General features: G+C 41.0%; 19 protein-coding genes. 14 read left to right on the forward strand and 5 right to left on the reverse strand.

From position 1 onward, the window contains the following. The first annotated feature begins 6 nt into the window (after positions 1-6). The 5 genes from CWC28_RS10015 to queG all read left to right on the forward strand — a co-directional run bounded on the left by CWC28_RS10015 (position 7) and on the right by queG (position 4,797). Complete coding sequence (locus tag CWC28_RS10015) at positions 7-873, forward strand: DMT family transporter (RefSeq protein WP_105180151.1); 867 nt, start codon at positions 7-9, stop codon at positions 871-873. Beyond that, the gene (locus CWC28_RS10020; RefSeq protein ID WP_063702566.1) at positions 870-1,568 is read left to right on the forward strand and encodes a glycerophosphodiester phosphodiesterase; all 699 of its coding nucleotides are present in this window, start codon (positions 870-872) and stop codon (positions 1,566-1,568) included. The genes CWC28_RS10015 and CWC28_RS10020 overlap by 4 nt, the downstream gene beginning before the upstream one ends. A gap of 84 nt (positions 1,569-1,652) precedes the next feature. Then, positions 1,653-2,870: a methyl-accepting chemotaxis protein gene (locus CWC28_RS10025; protein WP_063702568.1), complete on the forward strand. Its 1,218-nt coding sequence runs from the start codon at positions 1,653-1,655 to the stop codon at positions 2,868-2,870. Between the two features lie 60 nt (positions 2,871-2,930). Next, complete coding sequence (locus CWC28_RS10030; protein ID WP_138625102.1) at positions 2,931-3,593, forward strand: hypothetical protein; 663 nt, start codon at positions 2,931-2,933, stop codon at positions 3,591-3,593. A gap of 70 nt (positions 3,594-3,663) precedes the next feature. Continuing rightward, positions 3,664-4,797 carry a tRNA epoxyqueuosine(34) reductase QueG gene (queG, locus tag CWC28_RS10035; protein ID WP_138625118.1) on the forward strand — a complete coding sequence of 378 codons (1,134 nt, stop codon included), beginning with the start codon at positions 3,664-3,666 and terminating at the stop codon, positions 4,795-4,797. 21 nt (positions 4,798-4,818) lie between these two features. On the opposite strand, the gene CWC28_RS10040 is transcribed toward queG, so the two are convergent. From CWC28_RS10040 to CWC28_RS10050, 3 genes are all read right to left on the reverse strand, one after another. Then, entirely contained in the window at positions 4,819-5,946 is a 1,128-nt protein-coding gene (locus tag CWC28_RS10040; protein ID WP_138625103.1) for a response regulator, read from the reverse strand. 19 nt (positions 5,947-5,965) lie between these two features. After that, positions 5,966-7,915 carry a sensor histidine kinase gene (locus tag CWC28_RS10045; RefSeq protein ID WP_138625119.1) on the reverse strand — a complete coding sequence of 650 codons (1,950 nt, stop codon included), beginning with the start codon at positions 7,913-7,915 and terminating at the stop codon, positions 5,966-5,968. 143 nt (positions 7,916-8,058) lie between these two features. Continuing rightward, the gene (locus CWC28_RS10050) at positions 8,059-8,550 is read right to left on the reverse strand and encodes a GNAT family N-acetyltransferase (protein WP_119852482.1); all 492 of its coding nucleotides are present in this window, start codon (positions 8,548-8,550) and stop codon (positions 8,059-8,061) included. Positions 8,551-8,625: 75 nt separating this feature from the next. Here CWC28_RS10050 and CWC28_RS10055 point away from each other — a divergent pair, with 75 nt between their 5' ends. From CWC28_RS10055 to CWC28_RS10080, 6 genes are all read left to right on the forward strand, one after another. After that, positions 8,626-9,201 carry a glutathione peroxidase gene (locus tag CWC28_RS10055; RefSeq protein WP_138625104.1) on the forward strand — a complete coding sequence of 192 codons (576 nt, stop codon included), beginning with the start codon at positions 8,626-8,628 and terminating at the stop codon, positions 9,199-9,201. A 73-nt stretch (positions 9,202-9,274) separates the two neighbouring features. Continuing rightward, a complete protein-coding gene (locus CWC28_RS10060) occupies positions 9,275-9,556 on the forward strand; it encodes a peptidylprolyl isomerase (protein WP_054552716.1) in 282 nt (93 codons plus the stop codon). Between the two features lie 60 nt (positions 9,557-9,616). Further along, positions 9,617-10,195 carry a glutathione S-transferase family protein gene (locus tag CWC28_RS10065; protein WP_138625105.1) on the forward strand — a complete coding sequence of 193 codons (579 nt, stop codon included), beginning with the start codon at positions 9,617-9,619 and terminating at the stop codon, positions 10,193-10,195. Positions 10,196-10,212: 17 nt separating this feature from the next. Further along, positions 10,213-10,563 (forward strand): DUF2750 domain-containing protein, encoded by a 351-nt coding sequence (locus CWC28_RS10070; RefSeq protein ID WP_054552718.1) that lies wholly within the window; start codon positions 10,213-10,215, stop codon positions 10,561-10,563. Between the two features lie 217 nt (positions 10,564-10,780). Continuing rightward, positions 10,781-11,458, forward strand: coding sequence for a site-specific integrase (locus CWC28_RS10075; RefSeq protein WP_138625106.1), 678 nt, complete (start codon positions 10,781-10,783; stop codon positions 11,456-11,458). 112 nt (positions 11,459-11,570) lie between these two features. Continuing rightward, positions 11,571-14,141 (forward strand): M1 family metallopeptidase, encoded by a 2,571-nt coding sequence (locus tag CWC28_RS10080; RefSeq protein ID WP_138625107.1) that lies wholly within the window; start codon positions 11,571-11,573, stop codon positions 14,139-14,141. A gap of 39 nt (positions 14,142-14,180) precedes the next feature. On the opposite strand, the gene CWC28_RS10085 is transcribed toward CWC28_RS10080, so the two are convergent. Both CWC28_RS10085 and CWC28_RS10090 read right to left on the reverse strand, forming a co-directional pair. After that, positions 14,181-14,546: a hypothetical protein gene (locus CWC28_RS10085; RefSeq protein ID WP_063702586.1), complete on the reverse strand. Its 366-nt coding sequence runs from the start codon at positions 14,544-14,546 to the stop codon at positions 14,181-14,183. A gap of 69 nt (positions 14,547-14,615) precedes the next feature. Then, positions 14,616-15,485, reverse strand: coding sequence for a hypothetical protein (locus CWC28_RS10090; protein ID WP_063702588.1), 870 nt, complete (start codon positions 15,483-15,485; stop codon positions 14,616-14,618). A gap of 228 nt (positions 15,486-15,713) precedes the next feature. On the opposite strand from CWC28_RS10090, the gene CWC28_RS10095 reads away from it, so the two are divergent. From CWC28_RS10095 to yjjG, 3 genes are read left to right on the forward strand one after another with little or no spacing between them, the layout of a single operon-like run. Continuing rightward, positions 15,714-16,613 (forward strand): phosphoribulokinase, encoded by a 900-nt coding sequence (locus tag CWC28_RS10095; RefSeq protein ID WP_054561042.1) that lies wholly within the window; start codon positions 15,714-15,716, stop codon positions 16,611-16,613. Between the two features lie 48 nt (positions 16,614-16,661). Continuing rightward, positions 16,662-17,201, forward strand: coding sequence for an inosine/xanthosine triphosphatase (yjjX, locus tag CWC28_RS10100; RefSeq protein ID WP_063702590.1), 540 nt, complete (start codon positions 16,662-16,664; stop codon positions 17,199-17,201). An 11-nt stretch (positions 17,202-17,212) separates the two neighbouring features. Then, positions 17,213-17,887 (forward strand): pyrimidine 5'-nucleotidase, encoded by a 675-nt coding sequence (gene yjjG / locus CWC28_RS10105; protein WP_063702591.1) that lies wholly within the window; start codon positions 17,213-17,215, stop codon positions 17,885-17,887. Positions 17,888-17,929 lie beyond the last annotated feature (42 nt).

Raw genomic sequence — 17,929 nt, forward strand, 5'->3', positions numbered from 1 at the left:
TTTGTAATGCAGGCGCACAAACAGAGCCTTTTGTACTTACACATTGCAGTACTCCTATTTGGGGGCACTGCATTATTTGCCAAGCTAGTCAGCCTAAGTGCATTAGATATTACCGTTTACCGAACAGCCATTGCGGGCTGTGCACTACTGCTGTTACTCACAATCCAAAAGAAAGCGATTAAGCTTCACTCACGTCGTGATTATCTCATCGCCTTGTTACTTGGTGTCATTGTTGGAATACATTGGCTTACCTACTTCGCAGGTATGCAATTGGCAGGTATTGCAGTCGGTATGATTGCCTTTTTTACTTACCCTGTTATCACGGTGTTTTTAGAACCTTTTTTTCATGGCAGTAAACCACAGCTTAAAGATATTTTTAGCGCCTTGGTGGTAATGCTAGGGATTTACTTACTCATTCCAGATGCCAGCTTAGGTAATGATGTCACACTCGGTATTGCTATTGGTATTTTGTCAGCGTTCTTTTTTGCTTTTCGAAATATCGTTCACAAGCGTTACTTTAGCCAGTATGGCGGCCCACAAACCATGCTTTATCAAACCTGGATCGCCTGCATTATGCTGTGCGCCTTTGTCGAAGTACCGCCATTACAAGTTGATACAATAAATTGGCTGCTATTAATTACCGTAGGGGTTATTTTTACAGCAGCACCGCATTCACTGTTTGCAGCAAGCCTAAAAAACTTATCAGCCTCAACCGCTGGTTTGATATCGTGTTTGCAGCCTTTATACGGTACGTTTTTCGCTTTTTTAATTTTGCATGAGCAACCTTCAATTAGCACTCTTATTGGTGGCGCGTTAGTAATTAGTGCCGCTTTTTATGAAACATGGTCAGTGACTCGTAGGTATAAGCAATGATGAAAGTATTCGCTCACAGAGGTGCCAGTGGTACCTATCCAGAAAATACCAAGAGCGCCATTATCGCCGCTGTTGATTTGGCAGTAGATGGTATCGAAATTGATGTGCAAAGCTGTCTTGATGATTACATGATTATTCATGACACCTGGCTTGATCGTACAACCTCAGGGCGCGGCAAGGTAAACGCCTGCTCAAAAGAAAAAATTCAGCAATACGATGCAGGCAATGGCGAAGTCGTACCGACTTTACAGCAGGCAATCGATTGGGTTGATGATAAAACACTGCTCAATTTAGAACTTAAACATACTTTTTCGCTAGATAAATTTGTTGAGCTTATTGAGTCAAATGTCAGTGCAGGAAAGATATCTAGAGATAACCTGTTAGTCTCTTCATTCGATCATCACCAACTAATGTGGCTCAAGCAAAAACTGCCTTGGGTAAAGATTGGCGCACTCACCGCTTCTATTCCAATTAATTACAGCGAGTTTGCGCAAAAACTGCATGCCTACAGCATTCATGTAGATAAAAACTTTATAAACCATGAGTTTGTTGCTGATGCAAAACAACGCGGCCTTCAAGTTTATGCTTACACGGTCGATAAAGTGGAAGATATCGAATTAATGCTAGAGTATGGCGTAGATGGTATTTTTACTAATTTTCCGTGTCATACACAAATGACACTGCAGTCACTGTAACTCAACAAAACTAAGCTATACTGTTGAATTATGTGAAATTGAATAATAAAAAAATACGCCAAAATGAATCAACACAACACCTTAATGAGTAGCTATATGCGCATTTATAATTTTATCGAACAAACATTCTTTTACACTCTTACACGTAAGATTGTCGGTAATTTAGGTTTTGTGTTTGCGTTTCAAGCCATTACTTTGATCTGGCTTTATAGCAGCCTGTCAGAGCAACAAGCTGGTATGGGACTATTTTGGTTAATGACCTTTGTTATCGTCGCCAGCTTTATTTTTACTGTTTTCTACATGCGCTTTTTGATTGTGCGCCCAGTGCAAGCAATGCGCGACACACTTGAGCAAATCAATCGCCATGATGCCGATTTATCTGCCAAGCTTCCGCATTTTACCTACGATGAATTTCGTGATTTAAGTGAGCAGTACAATACCTTTACCGTTCACCTAGCAAAACTATTAGCCACCACGTATCAAAGTGCACAAGCCAGTGCTGATAGTAGCTTAAAGATGACCCATTCTATGCAGCAAACCGCACAGATGAGCCACCAGCAAATAAAATTCAGTCAAACCATTACCGATTCAAGTAATCAAATTACTTCAAGCCTAGAGAATATCTCAGCGAACACAGACAGCGTACATCAAGTAAATAATGAACACTTGAGCTTTGTGCAGCACTCAGCTACTGAGTTATCAGCACTGGTTAAAAAGGTCGCGATGATAAGCCAAATTTTGGGTAACTTCTCAGCAACTGTGTCTGGTCTGAAAGAAAACAGCGAGAACATTCGCGCTATTTTGAAAATGGTCGAAGAATTTTCGGATCAAACCAATTTACTTGCCCTCAATGCTGCAATTGAGGCGGCACGTGCCGGTGAAGCTGGCCGAGGTTTTGCTGTGGTTGCCGATGAAGTCAGATCGCTCTCAGTTAAAGTAAACGATGCAACTCGCCAGATCAGCGATTTTATTAATCAAATGAACACCCTCGTTAGCGAAACCAATAAAGAATCTGAGCAACTAATTAGCCACTCGAGTGAGGCTGAAACAGCAATTAGCAATACCTCAACAGGCTTTAGCAATATGCTTGGCGAATTTGAGCAAAACCAACAACAGCTGCAGCAGATTGTCAGCGCGGTGCATTTACTAGAGCAAACCCAAACCCACACTCATCAAACGGTAGAGCAAATTGTGGCTTTGGGCGAGCAAGCTAAACAGCAAATTGATGAATCACTCGCTGATTGCCAACAATCACACAAACTGAGCCAACAAACCCAAGAGCAATTAAAACGCTTTGTGTAAAAGTTGACTTAATTCATTTAGTTACATTACTGTATAAGAAAACATCTAAAGGGAATTTAAATGAAAAATGTTTTCTTTGCAGTACTCACGCTATGCACGCTTTTTATTACTTATAAAGTCGTTAACTTGCTTGAGAGTAACAGTACACACAATGTTATGGCTGTAGAAACAGCTGAAGAAACCGCCCCCCTTACTATTGAGTCATCAGCGCTTCAAACAAAAATAAACCCGCAATCATCACAAGAGACTGATTCTCCAAGTTATAGCAGTACATTTGCCAACACAAACGTCTCTAAAGATTCAATAAGCTCATTTGATGAACTCGTAACAGACAAAGAAAACGGTCAAAAAGTGTTTAATACACAGCCATTAAACGAAATGGGATTTACACAAATTCAAGATTATGTGTCTGAGTTAGCGAATGGCTTAACTGATACCAACAAAGCGCAAATTAGAGAACTAGTTTACGATGAAACAGTGAAATACCAAGAAGAACACGCAGACATTACTGTTTATGATATGCAGTGCTCAAATCAACTATGCGGCATTATTCTGCAAAGCCAGAATACAGATGCTATTAGCCAGAGCCTTGATGATTTAATCAGCAACAACACTATGAAGCAAAACACTAGAGGTGGATTATCGCGTGCTTTTTCTGAAAACAACGTCGAGTATGGCTTACTAATCGCTGTTATTACTGACGAAGGAATTACCCTACAATAAGTGAATATTGTTCAGGGCCTACCTCAAACTATGTTAAAGTAGCCGCTTCTTGGCTACTTTTTTATTGACCGTGACAACACCCGCTATTGATTATGAACAACTCGCGCTGCAAATAAAGCAATGGGGTAAAGACCTTGGCTTTGCAGAAGTCGGGATCACTGATATTGACCTAACGAAGCACGAAGCGCAGCTACAACGCTGGTTAGATTTAGGCTATCACGGTGAGATGGAATACATGGTAGCCCATGGTATGAAGCGAGCGCGCCCCGCTGAGTTGGTACCTGGTACGCAGCGAGTCATCTCAGTAAAAATGAATTACCTACCGCCTGATGCAAGTTTTGCTAAAAACCTTAAACAAACCGACAAAGCGTATATCAGTCGCTATGCATTAGGTCGTGATTATCACAAGTTAATTCGCAACCGTTTGAAAAAATTAGGCCAACAAATAGAACAGCATATCGGCCAACTCGGTTTTCGTCCTTTTGTTGACTCAGCCCCTGTGCTTGAAAGACAACTAGCCGAAAAGGCAGGCTTAGGTTGGCGTGGAAAACATAGTTTATTAATCAATAAAGAAGCGGGCTCTTGGTTTTTCTTAGGTGAGTTATTTGTTGATATACCGCTGCCTATTGATGAAGAAAATAGTTTTGAAGGTTGCGGTAAATGTGTTGCCTGTATGACGCTGTGCCCAACCGGTGCAATTGTCGAACCTTATGTCGTTGATGCCCGTAAGTGTATTTCTTACCTAACGATTGAGTTACAAGGCGCGATCCCAGAAGAATATCGTCCGCTGCTAGGCAATCGTGTTTATGGCTGTGATGATTGTCAGTTAGTGTGTCCATGGAATCGCTATGGTCAGATCACCGATGAAGCTGACTTTCACCCAAGAACACAGCTTAAAGATCAAGACTTACTGGCTTTATTTGCATGGGATGAAGCAACCTTTCTTAAAAATACCGAAGGCAGCCCTATTCGCCGCATCGGCCATGAGCGTTGGTTAAGGAACCTCGCTGTCGGATTAGGTAACGCTGATTACAATGAGCAGATAATCGATGCTTTACAGCAAAGATTAACAACCGCTAGCGCTTTGGTTGCTGAGCATATTGAGTGGGCACTTGATCAACAAAAAAATAAGCGCCAGTTAAAGCTTCGTAAAACTGCGCGCTTAATTCGTATTGTTGAAAAAGGCCTCCCCAGAGATGCTTAATGCATAATCAAAGCGATGTACCTATTGCTTTAATAATTGCGATAGGTCATTTTCAATTTCTTTGAAGGCCGTTTTAACCCCTTTTACAGACTCTTCTCGAGCTACCGAGTTTTGAATGGTTTCATCGACCTTTTGATAGATAAACACCTCTTGGTCTTCATCTAAGCCCATGGTCGGTATGCGCCTTTCTAAGTCTTCTTGAAGCTGCTTAAAAATTGCTTCGTTATTGATACGGTTTTCATTTAAAAGCTCAATTAAACCAGTAAATTTACTATGTACCTTACCGACGGCATCATTCAATTGTTGTTGCTGCTGAAGAAGCTCTTTTTTAGTGAGAATCGCTTTAAGCTGCTGCTCTGTAACACTGACTAAAAAGCAAATATGGTCTCGAATTCGGCCATGCTTATCGGGGTCTTGTCCCGGCATGTTTAAGATAAGCAAACTAATCATTTCATAGTTTACTAAAATCCGATTTGAGAACTCGTGCAAACGTCCTTTACTTTTGAGCATTTCAAACAGCTCGATCACTATGGGTGAACACACTCCCGACACAGAGAAATGTAACACTTCACCATCTAGCCTAAATTCCACGTTACTTTGTAAATCAAACGCACCTAAACAGTTTAAAAAGGCTTTACCGAGATCTTGCTCATTGTCAATCGAACCAATATGTTCGATGTAATTAACGATTTGCCCCATTTCACTGCTGTTTGCCATGGCGTTAAACGCCGTTGAAGTCGCATCTTCAACCTGTTGCTCTAACGACTCTTTTTCAATGAGTACTTGATTCAAATGTTGTAATTTCAGTCTCAGTTCTTCATGGCTAAATGGCTTAACAATGTAGTCTTCTGCACCGACAGAGTAGCCTTCCATACGCTCTTCAACCGTGCCCCTCGCTGAGACAAACATCACTATAATTTTTTGTGTGATTGGATTTTCTTTGAGTTTACGGCATACATCATAACCACTCATTTGTGGCATGCTCACATCGAGTAAAATCACCTGAGGATCAAACTCTTCAACGACTTCTAAACATTCTGGGCCGCTATTAACCATTTTCAGCTCAAAATCCAGATCTTCTAAGATCTCTTCAATAATTTCTAGATTAAATGGTTCATCATCAACCGCTAAAATACGCTTCAAGGCCATGATTGCTTCTTCCGTTTTATCAATTTATCGATATAGACTGTTGTTCATTTGCCAAGTGTTGTGGCAAGTCTATTTCTAGGGGCAGTCGAACCAAAATAGTGGCGCCCCCGTATTCATTGTTGCTTGCCATAATGGTGCCTTGATGCAAGGACACGAATTCACGACAAATCGCCAGACCAAGCCCGGTGCCTCCCGCACCACTGTTGGTTTTACTACTTTGCTCAAACTTAGCAAAAATCTTTTCAAGTTCTTGTTCAGGGATCCCTATTCCGCGGTCAATAACAGCGATTTCGGCCATCTCCTCATGCACCGCTAAACTAATATCAATCTCGCTATTCGGCTCACTAAATTTCAGTGCATTTCCGAGTAAGTTGCGCATGATTTGGTTTATTTGCTCTTCGTCACACTCAAGCACAATGCCTTGCTCAAAGCCTATTGGCCGAATCGCAATATTTCGCTCAAGCGCTGTGCCCGACACATCATCAATACTGGTTTTTATAATATTGCTTAAATTATGTTTGTGTGGATTGAATGGGAATTTCCCGACATCGAGCTTTGATAAATCAAGCAAGTTATTTAGCAGCGACAATAAGCGCTCACCACTTTGCTCAATTCTAGATAAGTATTTATTTAACTTATCTTTACTTAAATCGTCATTGGCAACCTTCTCAAGCCCAAAGCGAGCAAAACTTAAGATAGAATGCATAGGGGTTCTAAGTTCGTGAGACATGTTTGCTAAAAACTCAGATTTACTGTGATTTGCAGCTTCTGCAACATTTTTAGCGTGCTCTAACTGGGCAGTACGGGCTTTTACTTCTTCTTCAAGCATGTCTTTTGCTTCAAGCAGCAAGTCTTCTTTCTCTTTTAAATGAGTCACATTTTTAAAGATAACCGCTAACGCTATTTCGCCATGATGATCGATTTCATTAAACGATCCAACAAGAGGTACCTCTGTGCCATTTTTCTTAAGTAGTCGTAAATCACAACTAAATTGACGATTTTTACTTAAGGTTGCGATTTTATCTTTGATTCGCTCAGTTGATGCCACATCAAAGAACTCATAGACCGAGCAGTTTTCAAACTCTTTGAGCGGTTTTTCAAACAGCTGTTCACAGGCATCGTTCGTTTCAATTACCTTGCCACAGCGTTCAAATAAAATAATGGCATCTGGGGTATGTTTAAAGATAACCCGCAGTAAGCTGTCTTTTTCAATGAGTGCATCAACGGTATTTTGTAAACGCTCCACTAATTCACTGTTATGGCGTCTTAAGAGCTCTGTCTGCCACAGTTTATGCACTGATTGTAGTAAGCTATTATCATCAACCGGTTTGATGAGCACATCTTCCACCCCTTGGCGAATAGCGGCCACCATGGAGACTTGATCAGGCTTAGAAGTATAAAGTAAACAGCGACTATTCGGCTGGCGTGTTTTGAGCTTGTTGAAAAGCGCAAGTCCAGTACCGTCTTCAAAAGTAAAATCGCTTATCAGTAAATCAATATTTTGCTCTTTGATAACATCCAATGCTGACGCCGTACTATCAGCCGTGAGGGTTTTAATATGTGCACCTTTGAGATTCAGGGCTATTTGCGCCAAACGTTCAGCACAATGATCAACGAGTAACACGGTAGGAAGTTGAAGAATATTATCGCTGTCGAGCTCAAGCACCCCTTCCAATAAAGAGCTAATTTCTTTATTAGCAAAGAAAGGGTAAATGACCACAGCATTAGGTAACAGGCGATTTACTTCACTAAAATGCTCAAGTAAATCGCTTCGTTGTGCTTTAGGAGCCAAAAGCAAGAAATGCTCTTGAGAAAATACCTCCATAAGCTTTTTAATAATACTGGTTGGCACACCATGAGAAGCTGCAACAAGATCAAAGTCTTGCTCTAAAACAGCATCATCAACCATCGCAAAATGTAATAGCTCTACTCTGCAGCCAATCAGCTCCAGCAGCACCTTGACCCGCATGGCTAACACACTATTGCTATCAACAATTAATATTCTTCGCACCGTTGACTAGACCCGCTTAATAATAAATACCTATTTTAGCGTAGTCTAAAATCACAGTGGGTCACAATTTGTACCGCATTTTTTATTAGTTTTTTAACGTATTAACGGTCTAATCGCTTGCCTAAAATAGTGAGGCTATAAGCTTTATCATCCATAATCGCAATATCCGGAAGCTCTCCCCAGACCTTGTAATCAAAGCGATTAAACAGTTTTATGCTCGGTAGGTTATGGCTGAAAATAAAAGCTAATAACACCTTGATATCAAGTGTTTTTGCATGCTGCTCTGAAAATGTAAGCAATTGTTTACCAAGCCCTTGTCCTTGAGCCTGTTGAGTGATGTAAATGCTTATTTCAACGGTACCATCGTAAGCAGGACGACCATAAAACGACTTATAACTCAGCCAAGCAAGCACTTTACCTTGTTGCTCAAAAACAAAGATAGGTCTTTTCTGTGTATGGCTATCAAACCACGCTTGCCTATCTGCAACCGACACCTCTTCGGTATCTGCGGTTACCATACGCCCAGGGATAGTCTCGTTATAAATAGCGACTATGTCAGTTAAATCGTTTTGAGTTGCTTTGCGAATCGTCATAAATAGCTGAAATTAAATGATCACTTTGCTGCATATTAGCGTATATTCATCACAAATAACTAGCGGGAAATAACTATGTATAAATATGCTTTGTTACTTGCAGCAGGCCTACTAACAACAAACCTTGCAGCACAAACCACAGAAGCGACACCGGCAGCTAAAGCAAGCAGTCAATGCGATGATTTCACCAATGTCACAATGAGAAAATTACGCTCGAAAGAGTCAATCAACTTATGTGAATTTAAAGATAAGCCGCTTTTAATTGTTAATACCGCCAGTAACTGTGGTTTTACACCGCAATTTGAAGGCTTAGAAGCCCTTCATAAAGAATACAAAGACCGTGGTTTAGTAGTACTAGGGTTTCCTTCAGATGATTTTTTTCAAGAAGAAGACGATGAAAAAGACACTGCTAAAGTATGCTTCATCAATTATGGTGTAACCTTTGATATGTTTGCCACCAGCGCCGTTCGTGGTAGTGATGTGAACCCAATATTTAAGCACTTAAACGAAGTAACCAGTTCACCTAACTGGAACTTTTACAAATACTTAGTGTCTGCTGACCGTAAGACAGTACAACGCTTCAACAGTAAAACTAAGCCAGAATCGCAAAAATTACGCGATGCAATTGAAGCTGAGCTGACTGCAAAATAAATTTAATTTTTCGTTCGGTAAATATTGAACTAGACTAGTAATTTAATACTAAAACACACATTAGGGAGATGTTATGGCAGTAGCCAGTGCAAGACACATTCTCGTAGACAGTGAAGCTCACTGTTTGGATTTAAAACAGCAAATTGAGCAAGGAGCTGACTTTGCAGAGCTTGCTCGTGCTCATTCTAATTGCCCATCAGGTCAAGATGGTGGTGCATTAGGTGAGTTTGGCCCTGGCATGATGGTTCCAGAGTTCGACAAAGTCGTTTTCTCTGCGCCAATTAACCAAGTACAAGGCCCAGTACAAACTCAGTTTGGTTATCATCTTCTTGAAGTAACAAGCCGTACTGATTAATTTCACAATTGAATTCAAAAAGCCGCTTAACAGCGGCTTTTTTTTGCAAAGGATACCATCATGCAATTACTAGGCTCTACTACTTCACCTTTTGTGCGCCGTATTCGGATTTGGGCGGCACTGAATAACCTACCTATTGATTTTATTAATTTGGATATTTTCTCTGAGCAAGACAGACAAACCATGATAGCCCACAACCCTGCCAGAAAAATTCCTGTATTAATCGACCATGATTTTACCTTGTGTGATTCCAACTCAATTATTCGCTATTTGCTTGAACAAGCAGACCAACCATTACTTAGCTGGCAGCAAGAGAACTATTTAACCATTATCAATGCGTGTAATGATTCATTAGTAGAAATTCTACTTTGTCAGCGCTCGGGGTTTGATACCAACACCGACAAACTGTTTTTTAATTTACAGAATGAACGAATTGCTGAAACATTAGCCTATTTAAATAGTCATTTATCGGAGCCAGTATTTAAAAGCTGTGAATACCTCAACATCAGTTTATACTGCTTGCTAGATTGGATCCGCTTCCGCGAATTAACTGATTTTAGCCAACTAAATAACTTAGTTGATTTTTATCATAAATTCGCCGATAAAGCGGCGGTACAACAAACAGATCCACGAAAATAAAGATAAGGGTTACGCAAATGAGCGATATCGAAATTGAATCAGAATTAGTTAGCTTTGTAGAAAAAGTTCGTTTGAACGAATCTATGTGGGCACTCGGTGCCGAAGATGGTGGTTTTGTTGTCTGTGAATCAAACCAATTTAGCGACACTGATGTGCTATTACTATGGGGCACTGAAGACGCTGCAAAAGCACAATGTAAAGACGAGTGGCAAGACTACACGCCCGTTGAAATAGGCCTAGACGAGTTCCTTGATGAATGGGTTGAAGACCTAAACGAAGATGATGCACTTGTAGGTTTAAACTGGAACGATGATCAAGTTTGCGTTGAAATCGAACCGGTTGGTCTAGCTAAAGCACTTTGCGATTAATAGCAATCCTTAGGCTGACAACGACACTGCCGTTTTTATGGCAGTGTCGTTAAGCTGGAAACTTGATACTTATATTGATTTTAACAATAGAACCACTATTACTTGCAATCAATGCCTTGCCTAAATCGCTTTTAATTCCAACTGAAACTCGCATCTTGAGGTGGTTTGGGTATATCAGTTATACTCTTCGACACATCTTTATTATCAAGGTATTAGGTTGAAGTCCCATCTTGGTCGTAGGCCCTTTTCGGCCATGGAATTACATACCCTGTATAATGGTTACCTCTATGGTGATCAGCGTTTAGCACGTGAGCAAGCTAAGCATTGGCACTTTTGGTTGCCTTTATTTGCTTATTATACTGGTGCCTATAGCGATGAAATTGGCCACTTAACCCTAGATAACATCGTCACCCTTGACGGTATTCGCTGCTTTGATTTTCATACGCATGGCAAGATAAAACCCCGCTATGTGCCAATCCATAATGCATTACTCGATGCTGGACTTGATCAATACTTAGACTTTTTAACAGATCAAAATCAACAACGACTGATGTTTGATTTACCTGCAAAATCAGGTCGCTATAGCGAAAAAGTACGCATTTGGTTTTCGGGTGAAGGTGAACGTGCTGGTTACTTACAAAAATGCGCTATTCCTAATGTCGATCAACAAGGTATGAAAACCGCAATTAGTAGCTTACGACTCAACTTCGAACAACAAGTGCGTATTCATGCACTGCAAGCAAATAGCAAAGACGCCTTTAACTACTTGCTTGGTTTTAAAGATTTCAACGAACAACGCTTTACTGATTTGGCACTATTAAATGCCGTGCTACAAAACGTCCGACAAATAAACCCACACCTGCATTGGCAACGTTTCATCGACCGCCATAATTAACTGACAAACTTTGTTACTAACTATTTATTACTGTTCAAATTAAAACCTGATAGCATGGTGATTCGCCCCTCTTAGCAGGTGCCTTTCTAACAACAAAAAATCAGGGATACTTATGTTCTTAAAAAGCCTATTAACGGTAAGTGTTGCACTTGCTGTTAGCTCTGCCCATGCCAATGAATATGTTATCGAAAAGCTTGCCAAGCCTAGCTCACAACAAGTAGAACTTACGCTTGATCCTGCCAAAGACAATTTTTCTGGTCATACCGAAATTGCTTTAGAGGTTCTAAAAGCAACGAATTATATCGAATTAAACGGTATTGATTATGCGGTTAGCATGGCGAAAATTTTAGGTGCAGAAAACTGTGACCTAAGTGCTGAAATGCTAAAAACAGGCAAAGTTAAATTCGCTTGTGAAGAAAAAATTCAGCCAGGCAAATACACTTTAAAAGTTGATTTTACAGCCCCTTATAACCGTCAAAGTGTTGGTTTATATAAAACTTTAGATCAAGGTACGCCTTATCTTTTCACCCAATTTGAAATGAGCGATGCGCGTCGTGCATTCCCGGTTTTTGACGAGCCTAGTTATAAAATTCCATTTCAGCTAACTATTACAGCGCCAACATCACAAAAAGTGTATGCCAATACACCGGTTTTAAAAACCAAAGTTGATGGCGATATGACAACGCACTTTTTTGACAAAACGCCTCCTATTCCTTCTTACTTAGTCGCCATGGCTGTAGGCCCGTTTGAAGAGCTTGAAATTAAAGGTATGCCAATTCCTGGCCGCGTTCTGACTCCACAAGGCAAAATCCATCTTGCTGACTACGCAAAAGAAAATATGCCACGAGTGTTAAAAGCACTTGAAGATTATTTTGGCATTCCTTACGTGTACAAAAAACTAGATTCAGTTGCTGTACCAGAGTTCCCATTTGGCGCGATGGAAAATGCAGGCTTAGTGACTTACCGTGAAGACATTTTATTGGTAGACCTAGCAACAGCAACGCGCAGCAAAAAAGAGCGAAATGTATCAATCATTGCCCATGAATTAGCTCACCAATGGTACGGTAACCTAGTGACCATGAAATGGTGGAATGACTTATGGTTAAACGAAGCATTCGCAAGCTGGATGGCAGCGAAAATCACTGCACAAATCAACCCAGAGTTTGAGTCGCACTTAGACTTACCACAAAACCATGTAATGGCACTGGATGCGCGTTTAAGTACTAAACCTATTCGTAAACCAATCAAAACTGAAGCTGACATCATGGACGGCCTTGGCCTTGCCTACAGTAAAGGGAGTGCGGTTTTATCTATGGTTGAAAACTGGATTGGCGAAGAGGCATTCCAGCAAGGTATTCGTGCTTACTTGAAGAAATTCTCGTATAAAAATGCAGAAGCCGCTGATCTATGGCAAGCACTAGGCGAAGCGTCTAATAAAGATGTAGCAAGTGTTCTTAAATCATTTATCGAACAATCATCTTTCCCACTTATCAAAGTAACGCAAGATGGTAAGAAAATTAATATCAGTCAAAGCCGCTTTGTAAATGCTGGCGTTGATGCACCTGCACAACTGTGGAATGTTCCGGTTGCAATTAAGTATGGTGCGGGCGACAAAGTTAAAACCGCAAGTGTTCTGCTGAACAAAGAAACACAGCAATTGACTCTCGACTTTGAACCTGAGTGGATTTACCCAGATCAAGGTGCCATGGGTTATTACCGCTGGGTATTAGATGATGCACAGTTCAATGCTCTATTAGAGAATGCAGCAGATAAGCTAACGGTGCGTGAGCGCTTAGCGCTACTTTCTGCGGTTGATTCATTACTTGACGCGGGTGTTATCTCTGCGGCTCACTTAATGCAAACTTTAGAAGCCTTTGTGAGTGATGCTCACCCATTAGTAGCAAACACAGCATTAGGTTACCTAGCTTCTCAAAAACGTGTATTCGAAGACGACAGCAACCGTGATTTATGGCCTAAGTTTATCCGTAACAGCATTGCTCCTGCCGCTAAGCAATATGGTTTAACAGCAAAAGCAGGTGAAGACGCGGCGGTATCGCAATTACGTGCGCAAGTCATTGCTCGTTTAGGCTTCGATGGCCATGACCAAAAAGTCATTGATACAGCAAAAGCACAAGCGGCACTGTACTTAAACAACCCTGAAAATGTTGACCCATATTTAGCCTCAACATATTTAAACCTTGCGGCTTACCATGGCGATGCGAAGTTACTTGAAAAGTACAAGCAAACCTTTAAAACGACCAAAGATCCACAAGTTCGTACTAAGATGCTGGCAGCGATGGGTTACTTTGGTAAACCTGAGCTACAAAATGCGGTTCTAGAATACAGCTTAACAGATAACGTAACAGCCTCTGATATGCGTACGTTATTAGGTGGTTTAGGCTATGGTAAAGAGCGTGAAGCACTGTTTATTGAGTGGATTTATAACAATTACGATGCGATCACTAAGAACTTACCGCCGTTCTTTGTACCAAACTTACCGTTCTTCACGACGGCAAGCTGTGATGCGAAAAGCTTAGAGAAAACCAAAACCTTCTTCAACGATAAAATCACTGAAGTACCTGGTTATGCACGCTCTCTTAGTAAGCTTGAAGAAAGCATCAATGATTGTATTGCTCTGAAAAATCGTGAATTAAACTCGGTAAATAGCTTCCTTAAACGCTAATTTAAGCAAATACGAAAAGGGCCACAATGTGGCCCTTTTTTATTGCGCTAAAATAGCGGTTAATTTAGATATAAATTGTTCAGCAGCGTCAGATGACATGACTTTAAATGCGATACCATAATGAATGGGCTGTGCACTTTTATAAATGCGAGTTGGAAAACGGGTCATTTCACTACTGTGAAAGTAGTCTTTGATACGCGTAATGCCCTCAATTGACTCGAAATCAGCACTGAATACTTCAAATATAGGTCTAATAACAATTTTTGCTTGGCCACTTTGCTCATGAACATAAAATGCTTCTTTTGAGCTAGCTGGCATAAATTCGTTAATATTCTTAATCTTAAAGGTACTGCGGCAGCCCGCTTTTACCAGCTGTACACTCAGTTGTTCGGCAGAAAAAGACAAAGGCGTTCCTTACAAATAGCATGGATAGTTTAACCACAGTACAGTAATCAGGCTGAAATCGTTACTCATTTATTTATTACATACAAATGCCAGTTTGCTCTGTTTGTAATTTAACCGTGAAATTGAACCATCACAAAAGCGTCTCAAATCAAGCCACTGTGACACCACTTCTGGCTCTGACAAACTGCGCTTATGAACTCGGTTATTAACCGCATAGGCCACAGTATCTTTATCAATTAAAGCAAAGTCTTGCACCGACTCAGGTAATCTAAATAAATCACTAACGTCCTCTGTTTGCGGCATAAAGCGCGCAACCCAGTGTTGGTTATCTTTGTTATAACTAAATAAATAACTGTTTGTGTGCTTATCAAAAATTAAAGTACGGCCAATATCCCCAGCAATAATACGCGGTTTAGCAGCTGCAACACGAGTGTATTGCAATGTATGCGGCTCACCTAAGATAAACATGATGAGATCTTCATCAGCGCCCCAAGCATGGTAGCCAACCGGCTCAATCCATTCAAAAATTCGGCTCGCAGCTGGCTCTTCTGCTAATGGATACTGCCATAACTTTTGCTTGCCATCTGCTTCGACCACGATTGCAGACAAGGCTTGCTGATTTGGTATAAGCGTTGGCGAGTATTCACTGACGGGCGTGTTGGTGATATTCACGCTGCTCTTAGATGCGAAGTCATAAAACGCAATATCGGTTTGTGACTGGCCATTTTCTCCAACAACCTCATGGGTGTAGTAAAGCCCAGCATCAACTAAAAACGGTTGATTATTATACGTTTTATCATCGGTTACTCGCGACACCTGCATACCATATGGAGTGTCTAAGTCGGCAAGTAATATTTCGCTTTTAGGCATCGCTGCATGTGCGTGACTGGTAAAAAATGTCCCTGCTGCGACGAAAAGTAAAGACGAAATCAATTTCATGTTGTTCTCTCGTTTTAATTTTTATCAGCCCATGATAGCGTTAATTAATCCGCCAGTCACTTGACCTTACCATGCTCGACCTTTATAACTAGGACGTGTTCGTTTTTTATCAGTTTCTACTGATTGATTTTATGCACGATAATACCAAACGCGTTAAGGTACTGACCATTAAGCACAACAATGGTTAACTATTTAAGCCGATAGGTATCAACAATAACGAGAATAATTATGTCAGCTAAACACCCTATCATCGCTATTACCGGTTCATCTGGGGCGGGGACTACCACAACCACCAATGCAATTAAGCACATATTTAGAAGCTTAAGCATTGATGCAGCCTTCATCGAAGGCGATAGCTTTCATCGTTATACACGTCCAGAAATGGATAAAAAGGTCCGTGAAGCACAACAAGAAGGCAAGCATATTAGCTACTTTGGCCGAGAAGCTAACGATTTTGGCGCTCTTGAGGAGCTTTTTTACCAATATGGTGAAACCGGGCAAGGTAAAATCAGACGCTACTTACATACTTTCGACGAAGCAGTTCCTTATAACCAATTACCGGGAACCTTTACACCTTGGCAAGATTTAGAATCAAATACAGATATCTTGTTCTATGAAGGTCTTCATGGTGGTGCTGTCGATGAGAATCATGATGTTGCAAAGCATGTCGATTTATTGATTGGCATGGTGCCTATTATCAACCTTGAGTGGATCCAAAAGCTCATTCGCGATACCTCGGAACGAGGCCACTCTCGTGAGGCGGTAATGGGCTCTATTGTACGTTCGATGGACGACTACATAAATCATATTACTCCTCAGTTTTCACGTACTCATATCAACTTCCAGCGAGTGCCTACCGTTGATACCTCAAACCCATTCAGCGCAAAAGACATTCCATCGCTAGACGAAAGCTTTGTTGTTATTCGCTTTCGTGGCATAGATGACGTCGATTTTCCGTACTATTTAAGCATGATTGAAGGCAGCTTTATGTCTCGTATCAATACGCTTGTGGTGCCTGGAGGCAAAATGGGCTTAGCAATGGAGCTTGTGCTAACCCCGTTGATCAAAGATATTATTTTGAAAAAACGCGCTCTTGAAAATTTAGCCCCGGTTGACTTGCCGATTTAACTCACTCGGGTACACTGCTGACTCTGGTAAAACAATGGAGTCGTCGGCTTGAAAGAAACATTACGTGTTATTGTTGGTTCAAAGAACCCCGTTAAAATTAACGCGGCTAAACATGTCTTTAGTCTTTATTTCCCAAACCATACGATAGAATGCAAAGGTGAACATGCGCCATCTGGCGTGCCTGATCAACCGCTAGGTGAAGATGAAACCCGCATCGGTGCTGAAAATCGTGTTAAGTATTGCCAAGATCACTTTGACGCCGACTTTTATGCAGCAATGGAAGGTGGCGCAGAACAATTTAGTTATGGCGCAGCAACCTTTGCCTTTGTGGTGATTGCAAACAAGCAACAATTTAGCGTTGGTCGCAGTAGCAACCTGCCATTACCGCAACCTTTTTACGATGCATTGCTGGCAGGTAAAGAGTTGGGTGATGTCATGGATGAGGCATTCAATACTGTTAATATCAAACAACAAGGTGGTGCTATTGGCTTATTGACCAATCACCTTGCTACGCGTGAAAGCACTTATGTACAAGCGCTGACACTGGCCATGGCGCCATTTTTACACCCAACCCTATTCAATCAGTAATTAGGATAACCATGAAGTATAGCCACGTATTATTCGATGCAGATGAAACGCTTTTTAGCTTTAATGCATTTGAAGGTTTAAAAGTGATGTTTGCACATTACGGCGTCGAATTTACTGAGTCAGATTATCATCATTACCAAGCAACTAATAAGCCGCTGTGGGTTGCATATCAAAAGCACGAAATTACTGCCAGTGAACTACAGATAACTCGCTTTACCGAGTGGGCAAATAAACTCGATGTACCAGCAAAAGCACTTAACGATGGCTTTTTAGACGCTATGGCCTCTATTTGTGTGCCACTGCCTGGTGCAGTTGAATTACTCACAAAATTGAAGCCACACGCCAAGCTAGGCATTATTACCAATGGGTTTGCTAAGTTACAACAAAAGCGCTTAGAGCACACCGGTTTACAGGATATGTTCGATTGGCTTGTTATTTCAGAGTTAGTCGGTAAAGCAAAGCCTGCCCCAGAGATTTTTCAGCACACATTCCAATTAATGGGCAATCCGCCAAAAGAGCAGATTTTAATGGTGGGTGATACCGCTGCCAGTGATATTTTAGGTGGTCACAATGTGGGTATCGACACGTGTTGGTTACAACACCCGGAAGTTGAGCTACCAGAGAATATTAAACCTACATATCAAATCAATCAGTTGGTCGAGCTTGAAGCTATTCTAGGCTTATAATTCTTGATAATAGTTTGGCAAAAAAATGACGCTTAAAGCGTC

It is taken from the genome of Pseudoalteromonas sp. S4492, from assembly GCF_005886115.1.
Classification (GTDB): domain Bacteria; phylum Pseudomonadota; class Gammaproteobacteria; order Enterobacterales; family Alteromonadaceae; genus Pseudoalteromonas; species Pseudoalteromonas gelatinilytica.